We start from the raw sequence: 13713 nt of genomic DNA, 5'->3' as shown, positions 1-13713 counted from the left end.
TGCCGTGAACCTCCGGTCAGATCTTGCGTGCCGCGGGGCTGCCGAACAGCCCTTCGGGTCTGACCATCAGGACCAGCACCATGATGATATATGGGACCAGCACCGCCGCCTCGGGCCACAGATAGACCGCAAAGCTGCGACCGAGCCCGATCAGCAGCGCCGCCACGGCGGCGCCCTCGATCTGGCCCAGCCCGGCGGTCGCCACCACGGCGAAGGACAGCACGATCATGTCGGCGCCGATGCCCGGCAGGACGGATGTCGTCGGCTGCGCCAGGGCGCCGCCCAGACCGGCCAGCGCGGCGCCCACCACGAAGGTCAGCAGAAACACCCGGTCGGCGTTGATGCCGATCGCCTGCGCGGCCTCGCGGTCCTCGGTCGTGGCAAGGATCAGTTTCCCGACAAGGGTGCGGCGCAGGAAATAGCGCAGCCCGACCAGCAGCACGATCGCCGCCAGGGGTAGCACGATCAGCTGATAGACGGTGTAGTTCACGCCGAACACCTGCACCATGCCCAGCGATTGCAGCGCCGCCGACTGGAAATAGGGCTGGGTGCCCCATACCAGCCGCTGCACGTCCTCCAGGATCATGAACACGGCAAAGGTGACCAGAAGCTGCAGCACCTCGGGCTTGTCGTAGATGCGGCGCAGCAGCAGCCATTCCATCGGGCCGCCGATCACCACGCCGATCACCACCGCCGCCACCAGCATGACGGGAAAGCCGAGATACGGTGGCAGCCCCGCCGCGAGGATCGCCGCGGTCAGGGACGCGGTCAGATAGGCGCCGATGGCATAGAGCGACCCGTGCGCCACATTGACGATCCGCATCACGCCAAAGATCAACGTCAGCCCGACTGCCACGATGAACACCAGCGCGGCATAGGCGATGCCGTCGAAGGTGGCGAGCAGCACGGTCACGAAATTCATGGGGATGTCCGATCAGGTCAGGGTGCTGCGCGGCCGGGACTGTCGCCCGGCCGCGCAGCCTCGGGTCAGTTCTCGAAGGTGTCGACCTTGACCGACTCGACGAAGTCGGGGCCCAGGCCGCCGACCCACTCCACCGATTCCTCGCCGATCGGGGTGGTGATGCCGGCGCCATCGAAGATCATGACGTTTTCCATCGTGGCAAAGGGATATTCACCCCCCTGCACCGTGGTTCCCAGCAACTGCGCCTCGATCCCCTGGTTGTCCTCGCGGATGGTGACCGGACGGCCGTAGCCCTGGAACTCCAACCCTTCGAAGGCGGCCACGAGCTGGTCCTCGGATGGCCAGGCACCGCCATTCGCCTCGATCGCCTTGTCATAGGCGGCCTCCAGCGCGGCAAGCGCCTGAACCATGTGGAATACCGAGTAGATCGGGTACGCCCCGGTCTTTTCGCGGAACTCCTCGACGAACGCCTTGAGTTCCGGATCGTCGCGGAACTCCGGATGCAGGAAGTAGTGGTCGCCGCGCGCCCCGACGATATGGCCGGCCGGCAACGTGGACCCCAGCCGTTCCAGCGAGCTTTCGGCGAGCGGCAGCACGAACAGCGAGGTGTTCATCAGGCCGCGCTGTGCCGCCTGCTGCACGAAGGTGTCCAGGTCGCCGCCCCAGGAGGTCGACAGGATCACGTCGGGCTGCAGCGCCTGCAGCCGCGAGATCTCGGTCGAGAAGTCGGCCGCGCCGAACTTGGGGAAAAACTCGCCCACGATCTCCACATCCGGCTTCATCGCCTTCAGTGCAGTCGAGAAGATCTCCCAGCTGTCCCGGCCCCAGGCATAATCCTGGTTCACGACTGCAAGCGTCTTGAAGTCGGGCCGGGTCTTCAGCAGGTACGCCACCGTCGCCAGCATTTCCGGCGTGGCGTTCGCCTGAGTGCGGAAGACGTATTTGTACTCGTCCTGCTCGAAGATCTGCTGGGTGCCGCAGTCCCACATGAGGTTCAGCACCTCCAGATCCTCGGCCAGCGGCGCCAGGGTGACGCAGCTGCCCGAGGAGATCGCCGCCAGCATCGCGTCGACCTTTTCGGTTTCGACCAGGCGGCGGTATTCGGTCGTCAGCGCCTCGGCGCCAGCCCCCTCGTCGATGAAGCTCAACCGCACCGGCACGCCGCCGATGCCGCCATCCGCGTTCATGTCTTCCACGATCTGCTCGGCCGCGGCCCGGGCCGGCACCCCGAAGACCGAGGCGGGGCCGGTCAGGAAGGTGGCCACCCCGATCTTGAGCTCGGCCGGCTTGTCCTGTGCGTAGGTCGTCAGCGGCACCGCCGCGACCAATGAGGCGAGAAGAAGATGCTTCATCCTCGTGTCCTTTCCAAAAATGTTCATCGGCAGCTCAGCGGATCGCGATGGGATTGATCATCATCTGCACGGCGCCCTTCAGGCGGGTCTGGCCCAGAACGAACAGGAATTCGCTCACCCCGTCGGCCACCAGTTCGCGGGTGTCCATGTTTTCAAGGATGTAGATGCCGTTTTCCGGCTGCAGGATCTGGTGCACCCGGAACGCGTCGCCCTCGGTCTCGGCCGGGACGGCCTCCATCCCCCAGGTGTCGGCGCCAACCGCCATGACACCCAGTTCGGCCAGGTATTCGCCGCCGCTGACGCCGACGCCCGGTTCCGCCGCGCCAAACCGCGCCGGATCGGGCGTGTCGCCGTCCAGCAGCTCCATCCAGTTGGAATGGAACAGCACCACATCGCCCTTGCGCAGTTCGACGCCCTGCGCCTCGGCCGCGGCCTTGATGTCCTCTTCGGTATAGGCGGTGCCTTCCTCGACCATGTCGACGCCGAAATGCTTGGCCATGTCCAGCACCACGCCACGACCGACCAGCCCTTTCAGGTGGTCCAGACCCAGTTCGGTCAGGCCGGCGGGGTTGGCAAAGTCGGACCCGGCCAGGCCCTTGTAGTAGTGATGGTCGATGCCCGCATGGCCCAGGCCGTCGATCTGCGACCCGATGCCGAGCCAGCCCATGAAGATGTCGTCGTTATAGGTGAAGGCGTTCGCGCCCAGCCCCGAATTGTCCGCCTGCCCGGGCTGCAGCACGGTGAGCGACAGCGACCGCGGCGGAAAGGCCGGCGTGTCAGTACCGATCACCAGCCCCAGGCTGTAGACCTTTCCTTCGGTGACCAGTTCGGCCGCCGCCTTGACGCTTTCCGGAGTCATCAGGTTGGCCGAGCCGATCTGATCGTCGCTGCCCCAAGGCGTTTTGACCCATTCGGGCGCGCCGGCCGATGCCCCTGCTTCTGCCCCTGCGGCGTCAGCCGTGGCACTGTCAGCGGCGGTGCTGTCACCAGCCTCCGATGTCGCCGTCCCGGCGTCCATCTGATCCGGCGCCGCATCGCTCGCGACAGCGGCCGGCGGCTCGCTGCCCGTTGCGGCGGCAGGCTCCGTCTGCTGGGCCGCCGCGGGTCCGGCGATCAGCATCGCCAGCCCCACCAGCGCGTATCGTGTTGAAAGATCCATGCAACTCCTCCCCGGAACGAGATACTCGTAATTGCGGGCTGGCCTCCCGCCGGCCCGGTGTCGGCAGACTAGGCCAACGATCGACGATCCGGCAATGCAGTTTGTGCAACCCCCTGCATCCCCGCCACAACAGGCCGTAGACCCGGCCCGAGACATGCGGCAGCATGTGCGCCGGATGGATCAGGAGGAGCCGATGAAGATCACAGCCGCCGTGCTGATGCGCGACCAGGTTCAGGGCGATTTCGCCCGCGAACGGCCGCTGGACGTCCGCGAGGTCGATCTGGACCCGCCCGGGCCGGGCGAGGTGCTGATCAAGCTGGAGGCCGCGGGGGTCTGTCATTCCGACCTGTCGGTGATCACCGGGACGCGGCCCCGGCCGCTGCCAATGGTGCTGGGCCACGAGGCCGCAGCCCGCGTCATCGAGACGGGCGAAGGCGTCACCGATCTGGCACCCGGGGATCAGGTCGTCTGCATCTTCGCGCCCGGTTGCGGCCACTGCCTGCCCTGTGCCGAAGGTCGCCCGGCGCTGTGCGAGGTCGCCGCGCGCCATCACGGGATCGGCGAGCTGATGACCGGCCAGCGCCGCCTGTCCATGGACGGGCAGCCGATCCACCATCACATCGGCATCTCGGCCTTTGCCAGCCACGCCGTGGTCGCCCGGCCATCGATCGTCAGGATCGACGGGGACGTGCCGCCGCATATCGCGGCGCTGTTTTCCTGTGCCATGCTGACCGGCGCGGGTGCCGTCTTCAACACCGCGCAGATGCGCCCCGGCGCCAAGGTGGCGGTGATCGGCTTGGGCGGCGTGGGGCTGTCGACCATCCTGGGTGCGGCCGCCGCGGGCGCCGGACAGATCATCGCCATCGACCCGTTCGAGGCCAAGATGGACGCGGCGCGCGACATGGGGGCAACCGAGACCGTCACGGCCGACGCCTCCACCGTCGAGGCGGTGCGCGACCTGACCGGCGGCGGCGTGGATTACGCTTTTGAGCTCGCCGGGTCGGTCAAGGCGCTGGAAACCGCCTTCGACGTGACGCGCCGCGGCGGCATGACGATCACCGCGGGTCTGCCGCACCCGTCCGAGCGGATGCCGCTGTCCGCCCTGAAGCTGGTGGCCGAGGAACGCACGCTGAAAGGGTCGTATATCGGGTCCTGCGTCCCCCAGCGCGACCTGCCACGGATGCTGGCGATGTATGCGCGCGGGCTGCTGCCGGTGGAACGGATGCTCAGCGCGCGGATGCCCCTGGCCGACATCAACGTGGCGATGGACCAGCTGAACGACGGCGTGGCCTTGCGCCAGGTGATCGACCTGCCCGGCTGAGCGTCCCGGGGCAAGGATCCCGGTCGCTGTCCGACAAGCCCGCGGCGACCGAGCGGCGCAAGGCTGCAGCGGGGCGGGATGTGGCCGACGTCGCCCCGGCCGTAGTGCGTGGATGCACGGCTTCCTGCCGATCAAGTCCCGGGCCGCCGCACCGGCTCTGCCTCGGTTTTCCCGTCGGCGCATCCCGAACGAAAAGGACCCGCCAGTGGCGGGTCCGTCTGCAATCCTGACCGGGCGTGCCGATGTCAGGCTGCGGCCTTGGCCTGGGCGACGATCGCGTTGAACGCCTCGGGCTCGTGCACGGCGAGGTCGGCCAGCACCTTGCGATCAACCTCGATCCCCGCTTTCGCCATCGCGGCGATGAACCGCGAATAGGTCATTTCGGCGTCGGCGGCGCGCACGGCTGCGTTGATCCGCTGGATCCACAGGGCGCGGAAGTTGCGCTTGCGGACCTTGCGGTCGCGGGTGGCGTACTGGTTGGCCTTGTCCACAGCCTGGGTGGCGGTGCGGAAGTTGCGCGACCGGTTGCCATAATAGCCTTTGGCCGCGTCCAGGATCTTCTTGTGGCGGGCGTGGGTGACCTTGCCGGATTTCACTCGGGACATGTCTCGGCTCCTCGATCAGCGGTTATAGGGCATGTATTTCTTGACGATCTTCGCGTCCGCATCGGACAGGATCATCGTCCCGGTGACCTCGCGGATGAACTTGGTCGACCGCTTGATCATGCCGTGCCGCTTGCCCGCCGGCCCGGCCTTGACCTTGCCGTTGGCCGTCATCGAGAACCGCTTCTTCGCCGCGGCCTTGGTCTTCATCTTGGGCATTTTCATCTCCTGATCAGAGTGAACGCGCGACTCGGCAATGCCGTATCGGCCGGACGCGCGGAGGATCGAAGCACGCCCTATAGCCGGGCGCCCGCGCCGGTGCAAGCGCGCGACCGGGATGCTACCCGGTCAGACCCGGATGTCGCCGGCCAGCAGCCGCTGCCACGCCAGGCCCAGGTCCTGGACGCGGAACGGGGTCGGATCGATCCAGGCGCCGGCGAGGATCGCGGCCACGCCCAGCACGAACATGATCGCGGCACCGCGCGGCGGTTCGGTCCGGGCCAGCGCGGCGATGGCGAGGATCACGGCCAGCGCCAGCGCTGCGGTACCCAGAAGGATCAGAATGTCGGTCATGTGCTGTCACCCGTGTCGTGTGCCCGGCGTCTATTCCGGGTCCGTGTTGTAGATCAACCGCTCATCGCAGGGTGCCACCCGCAGGATGTTGGTCGTGCCCGCCGTCTTGAACGGAACGCCGGCGATCACGACGATCTGTCGCGACGCATCGGCAAATTCGAAGTCGCGGGCCGCCCGCGCGGCATTGACCACCGCCTGCTTGAACCGCTCCAGCGGGGGGGTCAGCACGCAGTGGGTGCCCCAGATCAGGTTCATCCGGCGCAGCACCGTCAGTTCGGACGACATCGCGACGATCGGGACCCGGGGCCGTTCCCGCGCCGCCAGCCGGACCGTCGTGCCGGATTCCGTGAACGCGCAGATCGCGGCGATATCGGTCGTCTCGGCGATCTCGCGGGCCGCAACGGCGATGCTGTCGGCGACCGAGGTGCGGTTGGTGGTGCTGCGCGAGCTTTCGATGATCTCGCGATAGACCGGATCGGACTCGACGGACCGCGCGACCGCATCCATCGTGCGCACCGCCTCGATCGGATACTTGCCGGCGGCCGACTCGGCCGACAGCATGACCGCGTCCGCGCCCTCGTAGATTGCGGTCGCGACGTCGCTGACCTCGGCCCGGGTGGGCATCGGGCTGTCGATCATGCTTTCCAGCATCTGTGTGGCAACGATCACCGGCGTCGCGGCCTGCCGGCAGGCCCGAACCAGACGCTTCTGGATGGGCGGCACCGAATGGACCGGCAGTTCCACCCCCAGATCGCCGCGGGCGACCATGATCCCGTCCGACACCTTGAGGATCTCGGCAAAGGCCCGCACCGCAGCGGGCTTCTCGATCTTGGACAGGATCGCGGCCCGGCCGCGGGCCAGCGCCCGCGCCTCGATCACGTCCTCGGGACGCTGCACGAATGACAGCGCCAGCCAGTCGACGCCGGCCTCGCACGCGAATTCCAGGTCGGCGCGGTCCTTTTCGGACAGCGCGGCCAGCGGCAGCACCACATCCGGCACGTTGACGCCCTTGCGATCCGAGATGGTGGCGCCGATCGTCACGGTGCAGGTGGCGAAATCGGGTCCGCATTCATCCACCCGCAACCGGATCTTGCCATCGCTAACCAGCAGCCGCGACCCGACCTCCAGCGCCTGGAAGATTTCGGGATGGGGCAGTTGCACCCGCTCGGCGGTTCCCGGCACGTCGTCCAGATCGAAGCGGAACGTCTGCCCTTCGACCAGATCGACCGACCCCTCGGCGAAGGTGCCGACGCGCAGCTTCGGTCCCTGCAGGTCCGCCAGCACCGCGATGGGCCGCCCGGTCTCGGCCTCGATCCTGCGAACGATCTCCAGCCGGGACAGGTGGTCCGCCTGGCTGCCATGGCTCATGTTCATGCGGAACACGTCCGCGCCGGCCTCGAACAGGGCGCGTATCGTCGCCTCGTCCGTCGATGCCGGGCCCAGTGTCGCCACGATCTTCACGTTCCGATGCCGTCTCATGCCCGTATCCCTTGCCACGTCGCCCGCCCGCTTCCGGGTCGCTGTTTGCGTTAACTGTATGTCCCAACGGGCTGTGTGCGGCAACTGGCGCGCGGAAATTACAGCTTCTATATCGGAAATATGAACGAACATCTGGTTAACGCCGTGCCGTTCCGCGTCGTCGGTGCGGATCGCCCGTCACGCTGGCTGATCACCTGCGATCACGCCAGCAATCATGTTCCGTCCTGGGTGAACGGCGGCGATCTGGGCATCGCGCAGGCCGACATGGACCGCCATATCGCCTATGACGTGGGCGCGGCGGGCCTGGCCCTGGCGCTCGCCGAGCAGCTGGACGCACCGGCGATCCTGTCGCATTTCTCGCGGCTGGTGATCGATCCCAACCGCGGAGAGGATGATCCCACCCTGCTGATGCGCCTGTATGACGGGACGGTCATCCCGGCCAACCGGCACGCCGACGGCGCCGAACGCGAGCGGCGCCTGCGGGACCTGTATCGCCCCTACCACACCGCTCTGGCCGGGATAGCCGCCACCCATCCGCACCGGGCGATCTGTGCCGTTCACAGCTTTACCCCGCGGCTGCGCGGCCGGTCGTCGCGGCCCTGGGCCGTCGGCATCCTCTACTCGCATCGGGACGAGCGGCTGGGACCGGCGATGGTACAGGCCTGCCGCGACCAGGGCTGGGTCACCGGCGACAATCAGCCCTATGCCGGCCATCTGGACGGGGACTCGATCGACCGACACGCCCTGGCACACGGACGCCCGAACCTGCTGATCGAGGTCAGGAACGACCTGATCCGGGACGATGCGGGCCAGCAGGTCTGGGCCGACCGGCTGGCGCCGCTGATGAACCGGGTGCTGCAGGACAGCGGCGCGTAGGCGAGATCCCGTCCGGCAGCGCCTGCGCCGGACCTGTGGGTCAAAGAAAGCTCTGCGGATCGATGTCGACGCTCAACCGCAGGTTCGCCGGGGGCTTGGGGCCGGCGGCCAGCCAGGCGGCAATCGCGTCCTGCACCGGGGCCTGCCGGGGTGCCCGGATCAGCATCCGCATCCGGTGGCGCCCCCTGATCCGGGCGATCGGGGCCGGCGCCGGGCCGAACAGTTCGGCCCCGATGTCCCGCAGCGTCTGGCTGCCCCGGGCCAGTTCACGGGCATGGGCCTCGACCACCGCCTGATCCGGATGCGACAGGATCACCCCGGCCAGCCGGGAAAACGGGGGCATCTGCGCAGCCCGCCGGGCCTCTGCCTCGGCGGTCCAGAATGCCTCGTCCTCGCCGGACAGGATGGCCCGGATCACCGGATGGTCGGGCTGGTGCGTCTGCAGCAAGGCGACGCCGGGCCGGTCCCCGGCCTGCCGCCCCGCCCGACCTGCCACCTGGCGCATCAGCTGGAAGGACCGCTCGGCGGCCCGCAGGTCGGCCCCCTGCAGCCCCAGATCGGCATCGATCACGCCGACCAGCGTCAGCAGCGGAAAGTTGTGCCCCTTGGCGACGAGCTGGGTGCCGATGATGATGTCGGCGCCGCCGCCAGCGATGTCGGCGATCGTCGCCTTCAGTGCGGCAGCGGACTGGAACAGGTCCGACGACAGCACCGCCACCCGCGCATCGGGAAAGCGGTCCGCCACCTCCTCGGCCAGCCGCTCGACCCCCGGGCCGATGGCGGCCAGCCGCCCCTCGACCCCGCAGGCGGGGCAGGCCGCGGGGATCGGTCGGCTGGCCCCGCATTGATGGCAGACCAGCCGCTTCTGGAACCGGTGTTCGACCATCCGCGCGTCGCAGTCGTCGCAGCCGATCTGGTGGCCGCAGGCCCGGCAGGTGGTGATCGGCGCATAGCCGCGCCGGTTCAGGAACAGCAGTGACTGTTCGCCGCGGGCCAGCCGCTCGTCCACCGCCCGCGCGAGCGTGGGCGAGATCCAGCGTCCGGACGGCATGTCCTCGGTCCGCAGGTCGATGGCGGCCATCTCGGGCAGCTCGGCCTCGCCATACCGGGCGCGCAGGTCCAGCCGATGATATTTCCCGGCAGCCGCGTTGACCCAGCTTTCGACCGATGGCGTGGCCGAGGCCAGCACCACCTGCGCCCCCTCGATCGAGGCGCGCAGCACCGCCATGTCGCGGGCGCTGTAATAGACGGTCTCGTCCTGCTTGTAGCTGCCATCATGTTCCTCATCCACGACGATCAGCCCAAGGTCCCGGAACGGCAGGAACAGGGCCGACCGGGCCCCCACAACCAGCCCGACACCACCGTCACTGTCGGCACCGGCGCCCCGACCGGCCATGTGCCACAGCCGCCGCCGCTCGGCCCCGGTGATGCCGCTGTGCCATTCGCCGGGCAGCGCCCCGAACCGCGCCTCGACGCGCTGCAGGAACTCGGCCGAGAGGGCGATTTCCGGCAGCAACACCAGCGCCTGCCGGCCCTGGCGCAGGGTTTCGGCCACGGCTTCCAGATAGACCTCGGTCTTGCCCGAGCCGGTCACCCCGCGCAGCAACGTCGTCCCGTATCCGCCCGCCCGGATCGCCGCGCACAGGGCGTCGGCGGCGGCCGCCTGGTCGGGGGCCAGCGGCTTGCCGGGGCGGGTCGGGTCCAGCCGGGGAAAGGGGGTGTCGCGCGGCGCCTGCAGCTCGACCAGGGTGCCCGCGGCAACCAGCCCCTTGACCACGGAAGTGCCGACCCCGGCCAGCCGGGCCAGTTCCGCCGGGGCGAAATGGGCCCCGCCGTGGTCGTCGATGACCCGCAGCACCGCGGCGCGTGCCTCGGTCATGCGGTCGGGGGGCGGCCCGGCACGCTGGACGATCCGCCGCGCCGCCGGGGGATGCCCGAGGTCCGGCGCCCGCAACGCCATCCGCAGCATCACCGGCAGGGGCGTCATCGTGTAATCCGCCGCCCGGGTCAGGAACTCGATCATGCCGGGGGTCAGCGGCGCCGCATCGACCAGCCGGATCACCGGCCGCAGCCGCGCCGCGTCGACGGTCCCCTCGCCCGCGTTCCACACGCAGCCCATCACCTGCCGCGGCCCCAGCGGCACGATCACCAGCTGGCCCGGGCGCACCCCGCCCTGGGGCGCGAGATAGTCCAGCAGCCCGACCGGTTCAGTCGTCAGCACCCCGATCCGCGACCCCGGCGAATAGGCATCGGACCGGTTCACGGGCCGGGACGCCCGGCGTTGGCGAATGGGGGGAAACGGGCGCTCATGCCACCCGCATGGGGCATGTGTCCGGCACCGGTCAAGCGCCTGCAGGCTTTCGGCCCAAGCGGTTCTGCGCTACACCCCGGCCAACCGATCATGCCAGAGGCCGCCATGAGATTCTTCGTTGACACTGCCGACATCGACGCCATCCGCGAGCTGCACGATCTGGGGATGGTCGACGGCGTCACGACGAATCCGTCCCTGATCCTCAAGTCCGGCCGCGACATCGCCGAGGTCACCCGGGAAATCTGCGACCTGGTGGAAGGTCCGGTCAGCGCCGAGGTGGTGGCGGGCGACGCCGCGGGGATGATCCGCGAAGGCAAGCACCTGGCGCAGATCGCCCCCAACATCGCCGTGAAGGTGCCGCTGACCTGGGACGGGCTGAAGGCCTGCAAGGCGCTGAGCGATGACGGCCACATGGTCAACGTGACGCTGTGCTTCACCGCCGCCCAGGCGATCCTGGCGGCCAAGGCGGGGGCCACGTTCATCAGCCCGTTCATCGGGCGGCTGGATGATCTGGGGCTGAACGGGATGGAGCTGATTTCCGACATCCGCACCATCTACGACAATTACGGGTACGAGACGAACCTGCTGGCCGCCTCGATCCGGTCGGTCAACCACATTGCTGACTGCGCACGGATCGGCGCCGACGTGATCACCGCCCCGCCGGCGGTGATCCGCGCCATGGCCAGCCACGTCCTGACCGACAAGGGGCTGGAACAGTTCAACGCCGACTGGGCGAAGACGGGGCAGAAGATCGGCGCATGACCACCCAGGCAGACAAGGACGGGCTGGACGAACCGACGCGGGGGCGACTGCTGTCCGACCCGTCGCTGATCCTGCAGGACCGCGACCTGATGCGCGCCCTGGTCGCGGCGCGCGAGGCCGAGCTGGGCGCCAATGTCGTCGACATCCGCGGCCGCGCGATGGAGGCGCTGGAAAGCCGGCTGGACCGTCTGGAAGCCGCCCACCAGACGGTGATCTCGACCGCCTACGAAAACCAGACGGGCACCCACACGATCCACCGGGCGATCATCGCGCTGCTGGAGCCGGTGGACTTTGCAGGTTTCGTCGAAACGCTGCAGGCCGAGGTTGCGCCGATCCTGCGCGTCGACACGCTGCGCCTGGTGATGGAGGCTGCGGATGACGAGGCCCATGCCGCCCCGGACGGGGCGCTGCAGATGCTGCCCGCCGGCAGCGTGGCAAAGCTGATTTCGGCCGGGCGGCGGGCGCCGCGCGGCGACGACATCATCCTGCGCAAGGCAGCGACCGAAACCCGGGCGATCCACGGCACGCGGGTCGCGTCCGAGGCGCTGCTGCCGATCGACTTGGGTCCAACTCGTCCCCCTGCCCTGCTGCTGATGGGGTCCGAGGATCCCAGCCGGTTCACGCCCGCGCAAGGCACAGATCTGCTGCGGTTCTTCGGACAGGTGTTCCGGCTGATCCTGCTGGGGTGGCTGCGCGAATGACGCGCGGGCGGGGCGCGGGCAGTGGCTCGGACGAGCCTGCCGCACGCCCCGTGCAACTGGCCCTGGCACCCGCCATGTCCGATGCGCTGGCCCGGTGGCTTGACGGCGAGCGCGCCACCCGCGACAGGTCGGATCACACGATCGCGGCGTATCAGGCCGATCTGCTGGCATTCCTTGCCTTCCTCGGCATGCATCACGGCGCGCCGGCCGTTCCGGGCCGGCTTGGCGACCTGACCCAGTCCGACATCCGCGCCTTCGCCGCCTCCGAGCGGGGGCGGGGCATCTCCGCGCGATCGCTCGCCCGGCGACTCTCGGCGATCAGGTCGTTCCTGCGGTGGATTGCGGACCGCGAAGGGCTGGACGTCAGCCGCGCCCTGTCAACCCGCGCCCCGCGGTATCAGCGCAGCCTGCCCCGTCCCCTTGGCCGCGATCAGGCGCGCGCGGTGCTGGATCTTGCCGCCGTCAGCCACGACACGCCCTGGGTTGCGGCGCGCGACACGGCCGTGCTGACGCTGCTCTACGGGTGCGGCTTGCGGATTTCCGAGGCCCTGGCGCTGAACGGCCGGGACTGGCCGCTGGCCGAGGCGTTGACCATCCGCGGCAAGGGAGGACGCGAGCGGCAGGTGCCGGTGCTGCCGGTCGCGCGTCAGGCCATCGCGGCCTATCTGCGGCTGTCACCCTGGGACCTTGGCCCCGACGACCCGCTGTTCCGGGGCGTTCGGGGTGGAAGGTTGAGCGCCGGGGCCGTCGAGAAACTGATGGTGCAGCTGCGCCACGGCCTGGGCCTGCCCCCGACGGCAACGCCGCATGCGCTGCGGCACAGCTTTGCCACCCACCTGCTGGCCGCAGGCGGCGACCTGCGCACCATCCAGGAGTTGCTGGGGCACGCGCGCCTGTCCACGACGCAGGTCTATACCGGTGTCGACGACGCCCGCCTCGTCGACGTCCACCGCGCGGCCCACCCGCGCAGCTGAACGTCACTCGGTCTGCTTGAGACTGCCGGTATGGCGATCCTGTTCCAGCGCGGTGTCGCCATAGGTCGACCACTTGACGTCGTCGCCCGGCGGTTGCGGCAAGTCGCCCTCGGGCCAGCGCCGGTGCATGTTGGCCTTCGCGAGAAACAGCCCGGTCACCGGGGCGGTCAGGAACAGGAACAGCGAGATCATCAGCTCGTGCCAGCTGAGATGGCCGTGAACACCCCAGAAATACGCCATCGACGCGATCAGCGTTGCGCCGACGCCCAGCGTGGCGGCCTTGGTCGGGGCGTGCAGGCGGGTCATCGGGTCCGGCAGCTTGACCAGCCCCCATCCGCCGACCAGCCCGAACACGCCACCGGTGACCAGCAGCACCGCCACGATGATCTGCACCGCGATGATCATTCGATGATGTCCCCGCGCAGGGCGAAACGTGCAAAGGCTACGGTCGAGACGAACCCAACCATCGCGAACAGCATCGCCGCCTCGAAATACATGGCCGTGCCTTCGGCGATGCCGAAGATGATCAGCAGGGCGATCATGTTGATGGCCATGGTGTCCAGCGCCAGGATGCGGTCGGTCAGGCCGGGCGCGAACACCACCCGATACAGGCAGAACAGCAGCGACAGCGCGAAGCAGCCCAGCGAGAACCAGACGGCGTAGTGGATCAGCGGCAGATCG

General features: G+C 68.8%; 15 protein-coding genes. 5 read left to right on the top strand and 10 right to left on the bottom strand.

All coding sequences use genetic code 11. From position 1 onward, the window contains the following. Nucleotides 1-16: 16 nt before the first annotated feature. The 3 genes from Q0938_RS09750 to Q0938_RS09740 all read right to left on the bottom strand — a co-directional run bounded on the left by Q0938_RS09750 (nucleotide 17) and on the right by Q0938_RS09740 (nucleotide 3433). The gene (locus Q0938_RS09750; protein WP_299361504.1) at nucleotides 17-922 is read right to left on the bottom strand and encodes a branched-chain amino acid ABC transporter permease; all 906 of its coding nucleotides are present in this window, start codon (nucleotides 920-922) and stop codon (nucleotides 17-19) included. 65 nt (nucleotides 923-987) lie between these two features. Further along, complete coding sequence (locus Q0938_RS09745) at nucleotides 988-2274, bottom strand: ABC transporter substrate-binding protein (RefSeq protein ID WP_299361501.1); 1287 nt, start codon at nucleotides 2272-2274, stop codon at nucleotides 988-990. A gap of 34 nt (nucleotides 2275-2308) precedes the next feature. Beyond that, the gene (locus Q0938_RS09740; protein ID WP_299361498.1) at nucleotides 2309-3433 is read right to left on the bottom strand and encodes a cyclase family protein; all 1125 of its coding nucleotides are present in this window, start codon (nucleotides 3431-3433) and stop codon (nucleotides 2309-2311) included. 193 nt (nucleotides 3434-3626) lie between these two features. On the opposite strand from Q0938_RS09740, the gene Q0938_RS09735 reads away from it, so the two are divergent. Beyond that, nucleotides 3627-4754: a zinc-dependent alcohol dehydrogenase family protein gene (locus tag Q0938_RS09735; RefSeq protein WP_299361496.1), complete on the top strand. Its 1128-nt coding sequence runs from the start codon at nucleotides 3627-3629 to the stop codon at nucleotides 4752-4754. A gap of 245 nt (nucleotides 4755-4999) precedes the next feature. Here Q0938_RS09735 and rplT read toward each other — a convergent pair whose 3' ends face one another. The 4 genes from rplT to pyk form a co-directional block, all read right to left on the bottom strand. Beyond that, the gene (gene rplT / locus Q0938_RS09730) at nucleotides 5000-5359 is read right to left on the bottom strand and encodes a 50S ribosomal protein L20 (protein ID WP_299361494.1); all 360 of its coding nucleotides are present in this window, start codon (nucleotides 5357-5359) and stop codon (nucleotides 5000-5002) included. A 15-nt stretch (nucleotides 5360-5374) separates the two neighbouring features. Further along, complete coding sequence (gene rpmI, locus Q0938_RS09725; protein ID WP_299361491.1) at nucleotides 5375-5575, bottom strand: 50S ribosomal protein L35; 201 nt, start codon at nucleotides 5573-5575, stop codon at nucleotides 5375-5377. A gap of 129 nt (nucleotides 5576-5704) precedes the next feature. Beyond that, the gene (locus Q0938_RS09720; protein ID WP_299361488.1) at nucleotides 5705-5929 is read right to left on the bottom strand and encodes a hypothetical protein; all 225 of its coding nucleotides are present in this window, start codon (nucleotides 5927-5929) and stop codon (nucleotides 5705-5707) included. Between the two features lie 30 nt (nucleotides 5930-5959). Further along, nucleotides 5960-7408 (bottom strand): pyruvate kinase, encoded by a 1449-nt coding sequence (gene pyk / locus Q0938_RS09715; protein WP_299361486.1) that lies wholly within the window; start codon nucleotides 7406-7408, stop codon nucleotides 5960-5962. A gap of 120 nt (nucleotides 7409-7528) precedes the next feature. On the opposite strand from pyk, the gene Q0938_RS09710 reads away from it, so the two are divergent. Then, nucleotides 7529-8284 carry an N-formylglutamate amidohydrolase gene (locus Q0938_RS09710; RefSeq protein WP_299361483.1) on the top strand — a complete coding sequence of 252 codons (756 nt, stop codon included), beginning with the start codon at nucleotides 7529-7531 and terminating at the stop codon, nucleotides 8282-8284. Between the two features lie 40 nt (nucleotides 8285-8324). On the opposite strand, the gene Q0938_RS09705 is transcribed toward Q0938_RS09710, so the two are convergent. After that, nucleotides 8325-10547: a primosomal protein N' gene (locus Q0938_RS09705; RefSeq protein ID WP_299361481.1), complete on the bottom strand. Its 2223-nt coding sequence runs from the start codon at nucleotides 10545-10547 to the stop codon at nucleotides 8325-8327. Nucleotides 10548-10700: 153 nt separating this feature from the next. Between Q0938_RS09705 and fsa the strand changes: the two genes are divergently transcribed. From fsa to Q0938_RS09690, 3 genes are read left to right on the top strand one after another with little or no spacing between them, the layout of a single operon-like run. Beyond that, nucleotides 10701-11357, top strand: a complete 657-nt coding sequence (fsa, locus tag Q0938_RS09700) for a fructose-6-phosphate aldolase (protein WP_299361479.1) — start codon at nucleotides 10701-10703, stop codon at nucleotides 11355-11357. Then, entirely contained in the window at nucleotides 11354-12058 is a 705-nt protein-coding gene (locus Q0938_RS09695) for a DUF484 family protein (RefSeq protein ID WP_299361476.1), read from the top strand. The genes fsa and Q0938_RS09695 overlap by 4 nt, the downstream gene beginning before the upstream one ends. Then, nucleotides 12055-13032: a tyrosine recombinase XerC gene (locus Q0938_RS09690; RefSeq protein ID WP_299361473.1), complete on the top strand. Its 978-nt coding sequence runs from the start codon at nucleotides 12055-12057 to the stop codon at nucleotides 13030-13032. The genes Q0938_RS09695 and Q0938_RS09690 overlap by 4 nt, the downstream gene beginning before the upstream one ends. Before the next feature lie 3 nt (nucleotides 13033-13035). Here the strand turns inward: Q0938_RS09690 and Q0938_RS09685 are convergent, their stop codons facing one another. Both Q0938_RS09685 and Q0938_RS09680 read right to left on the bottom strand, forming a co-directional pair. Next, a complete protein-coding gene (locus tag Q0938_RS09685) occupies nucleotides 13036-13437 on the bottom strand; it encodes a Na+/H+ antiporter subunit G (RefSeq protein WP_366942746.1) in 402 nt (133 codons plus the stop codon). After that, the gene (locus Q0938_RS09680; RefSeq protein ID WP_299361665.1) at nucleotides 13434-13703 is read right to left on the bottom strand and encodes a K+/H+ antiporter subunit F; all 270 of its coding nucleotides are present in this window, start codon (nucleotides 13701-13703) and stop codon (nucleotides 13434-13436) included. Before Q0938_RS09680 ends, Q0938_RS09685 begins: the two co-directional genes overlap by 4 nt. Nucleotides 13704-13713 lie beyond the last annotated feature (10 nt).

This window comes from uncultured Paracoccus sp. (genome assembly GCF_947496875.1).
In the GTDB taxonomy this organism is placed as follows: Bacteria; Pseudomonadota; Alphaproteobacteria; order Rhodobacterales; family Rhodobacteraceae; genus Paracoccus.
The sequence above is the reverse complement of the archived record's forward strand: the minus strand, read 5'-3'. Positions and strand labels throughout refer to the sequence as shown.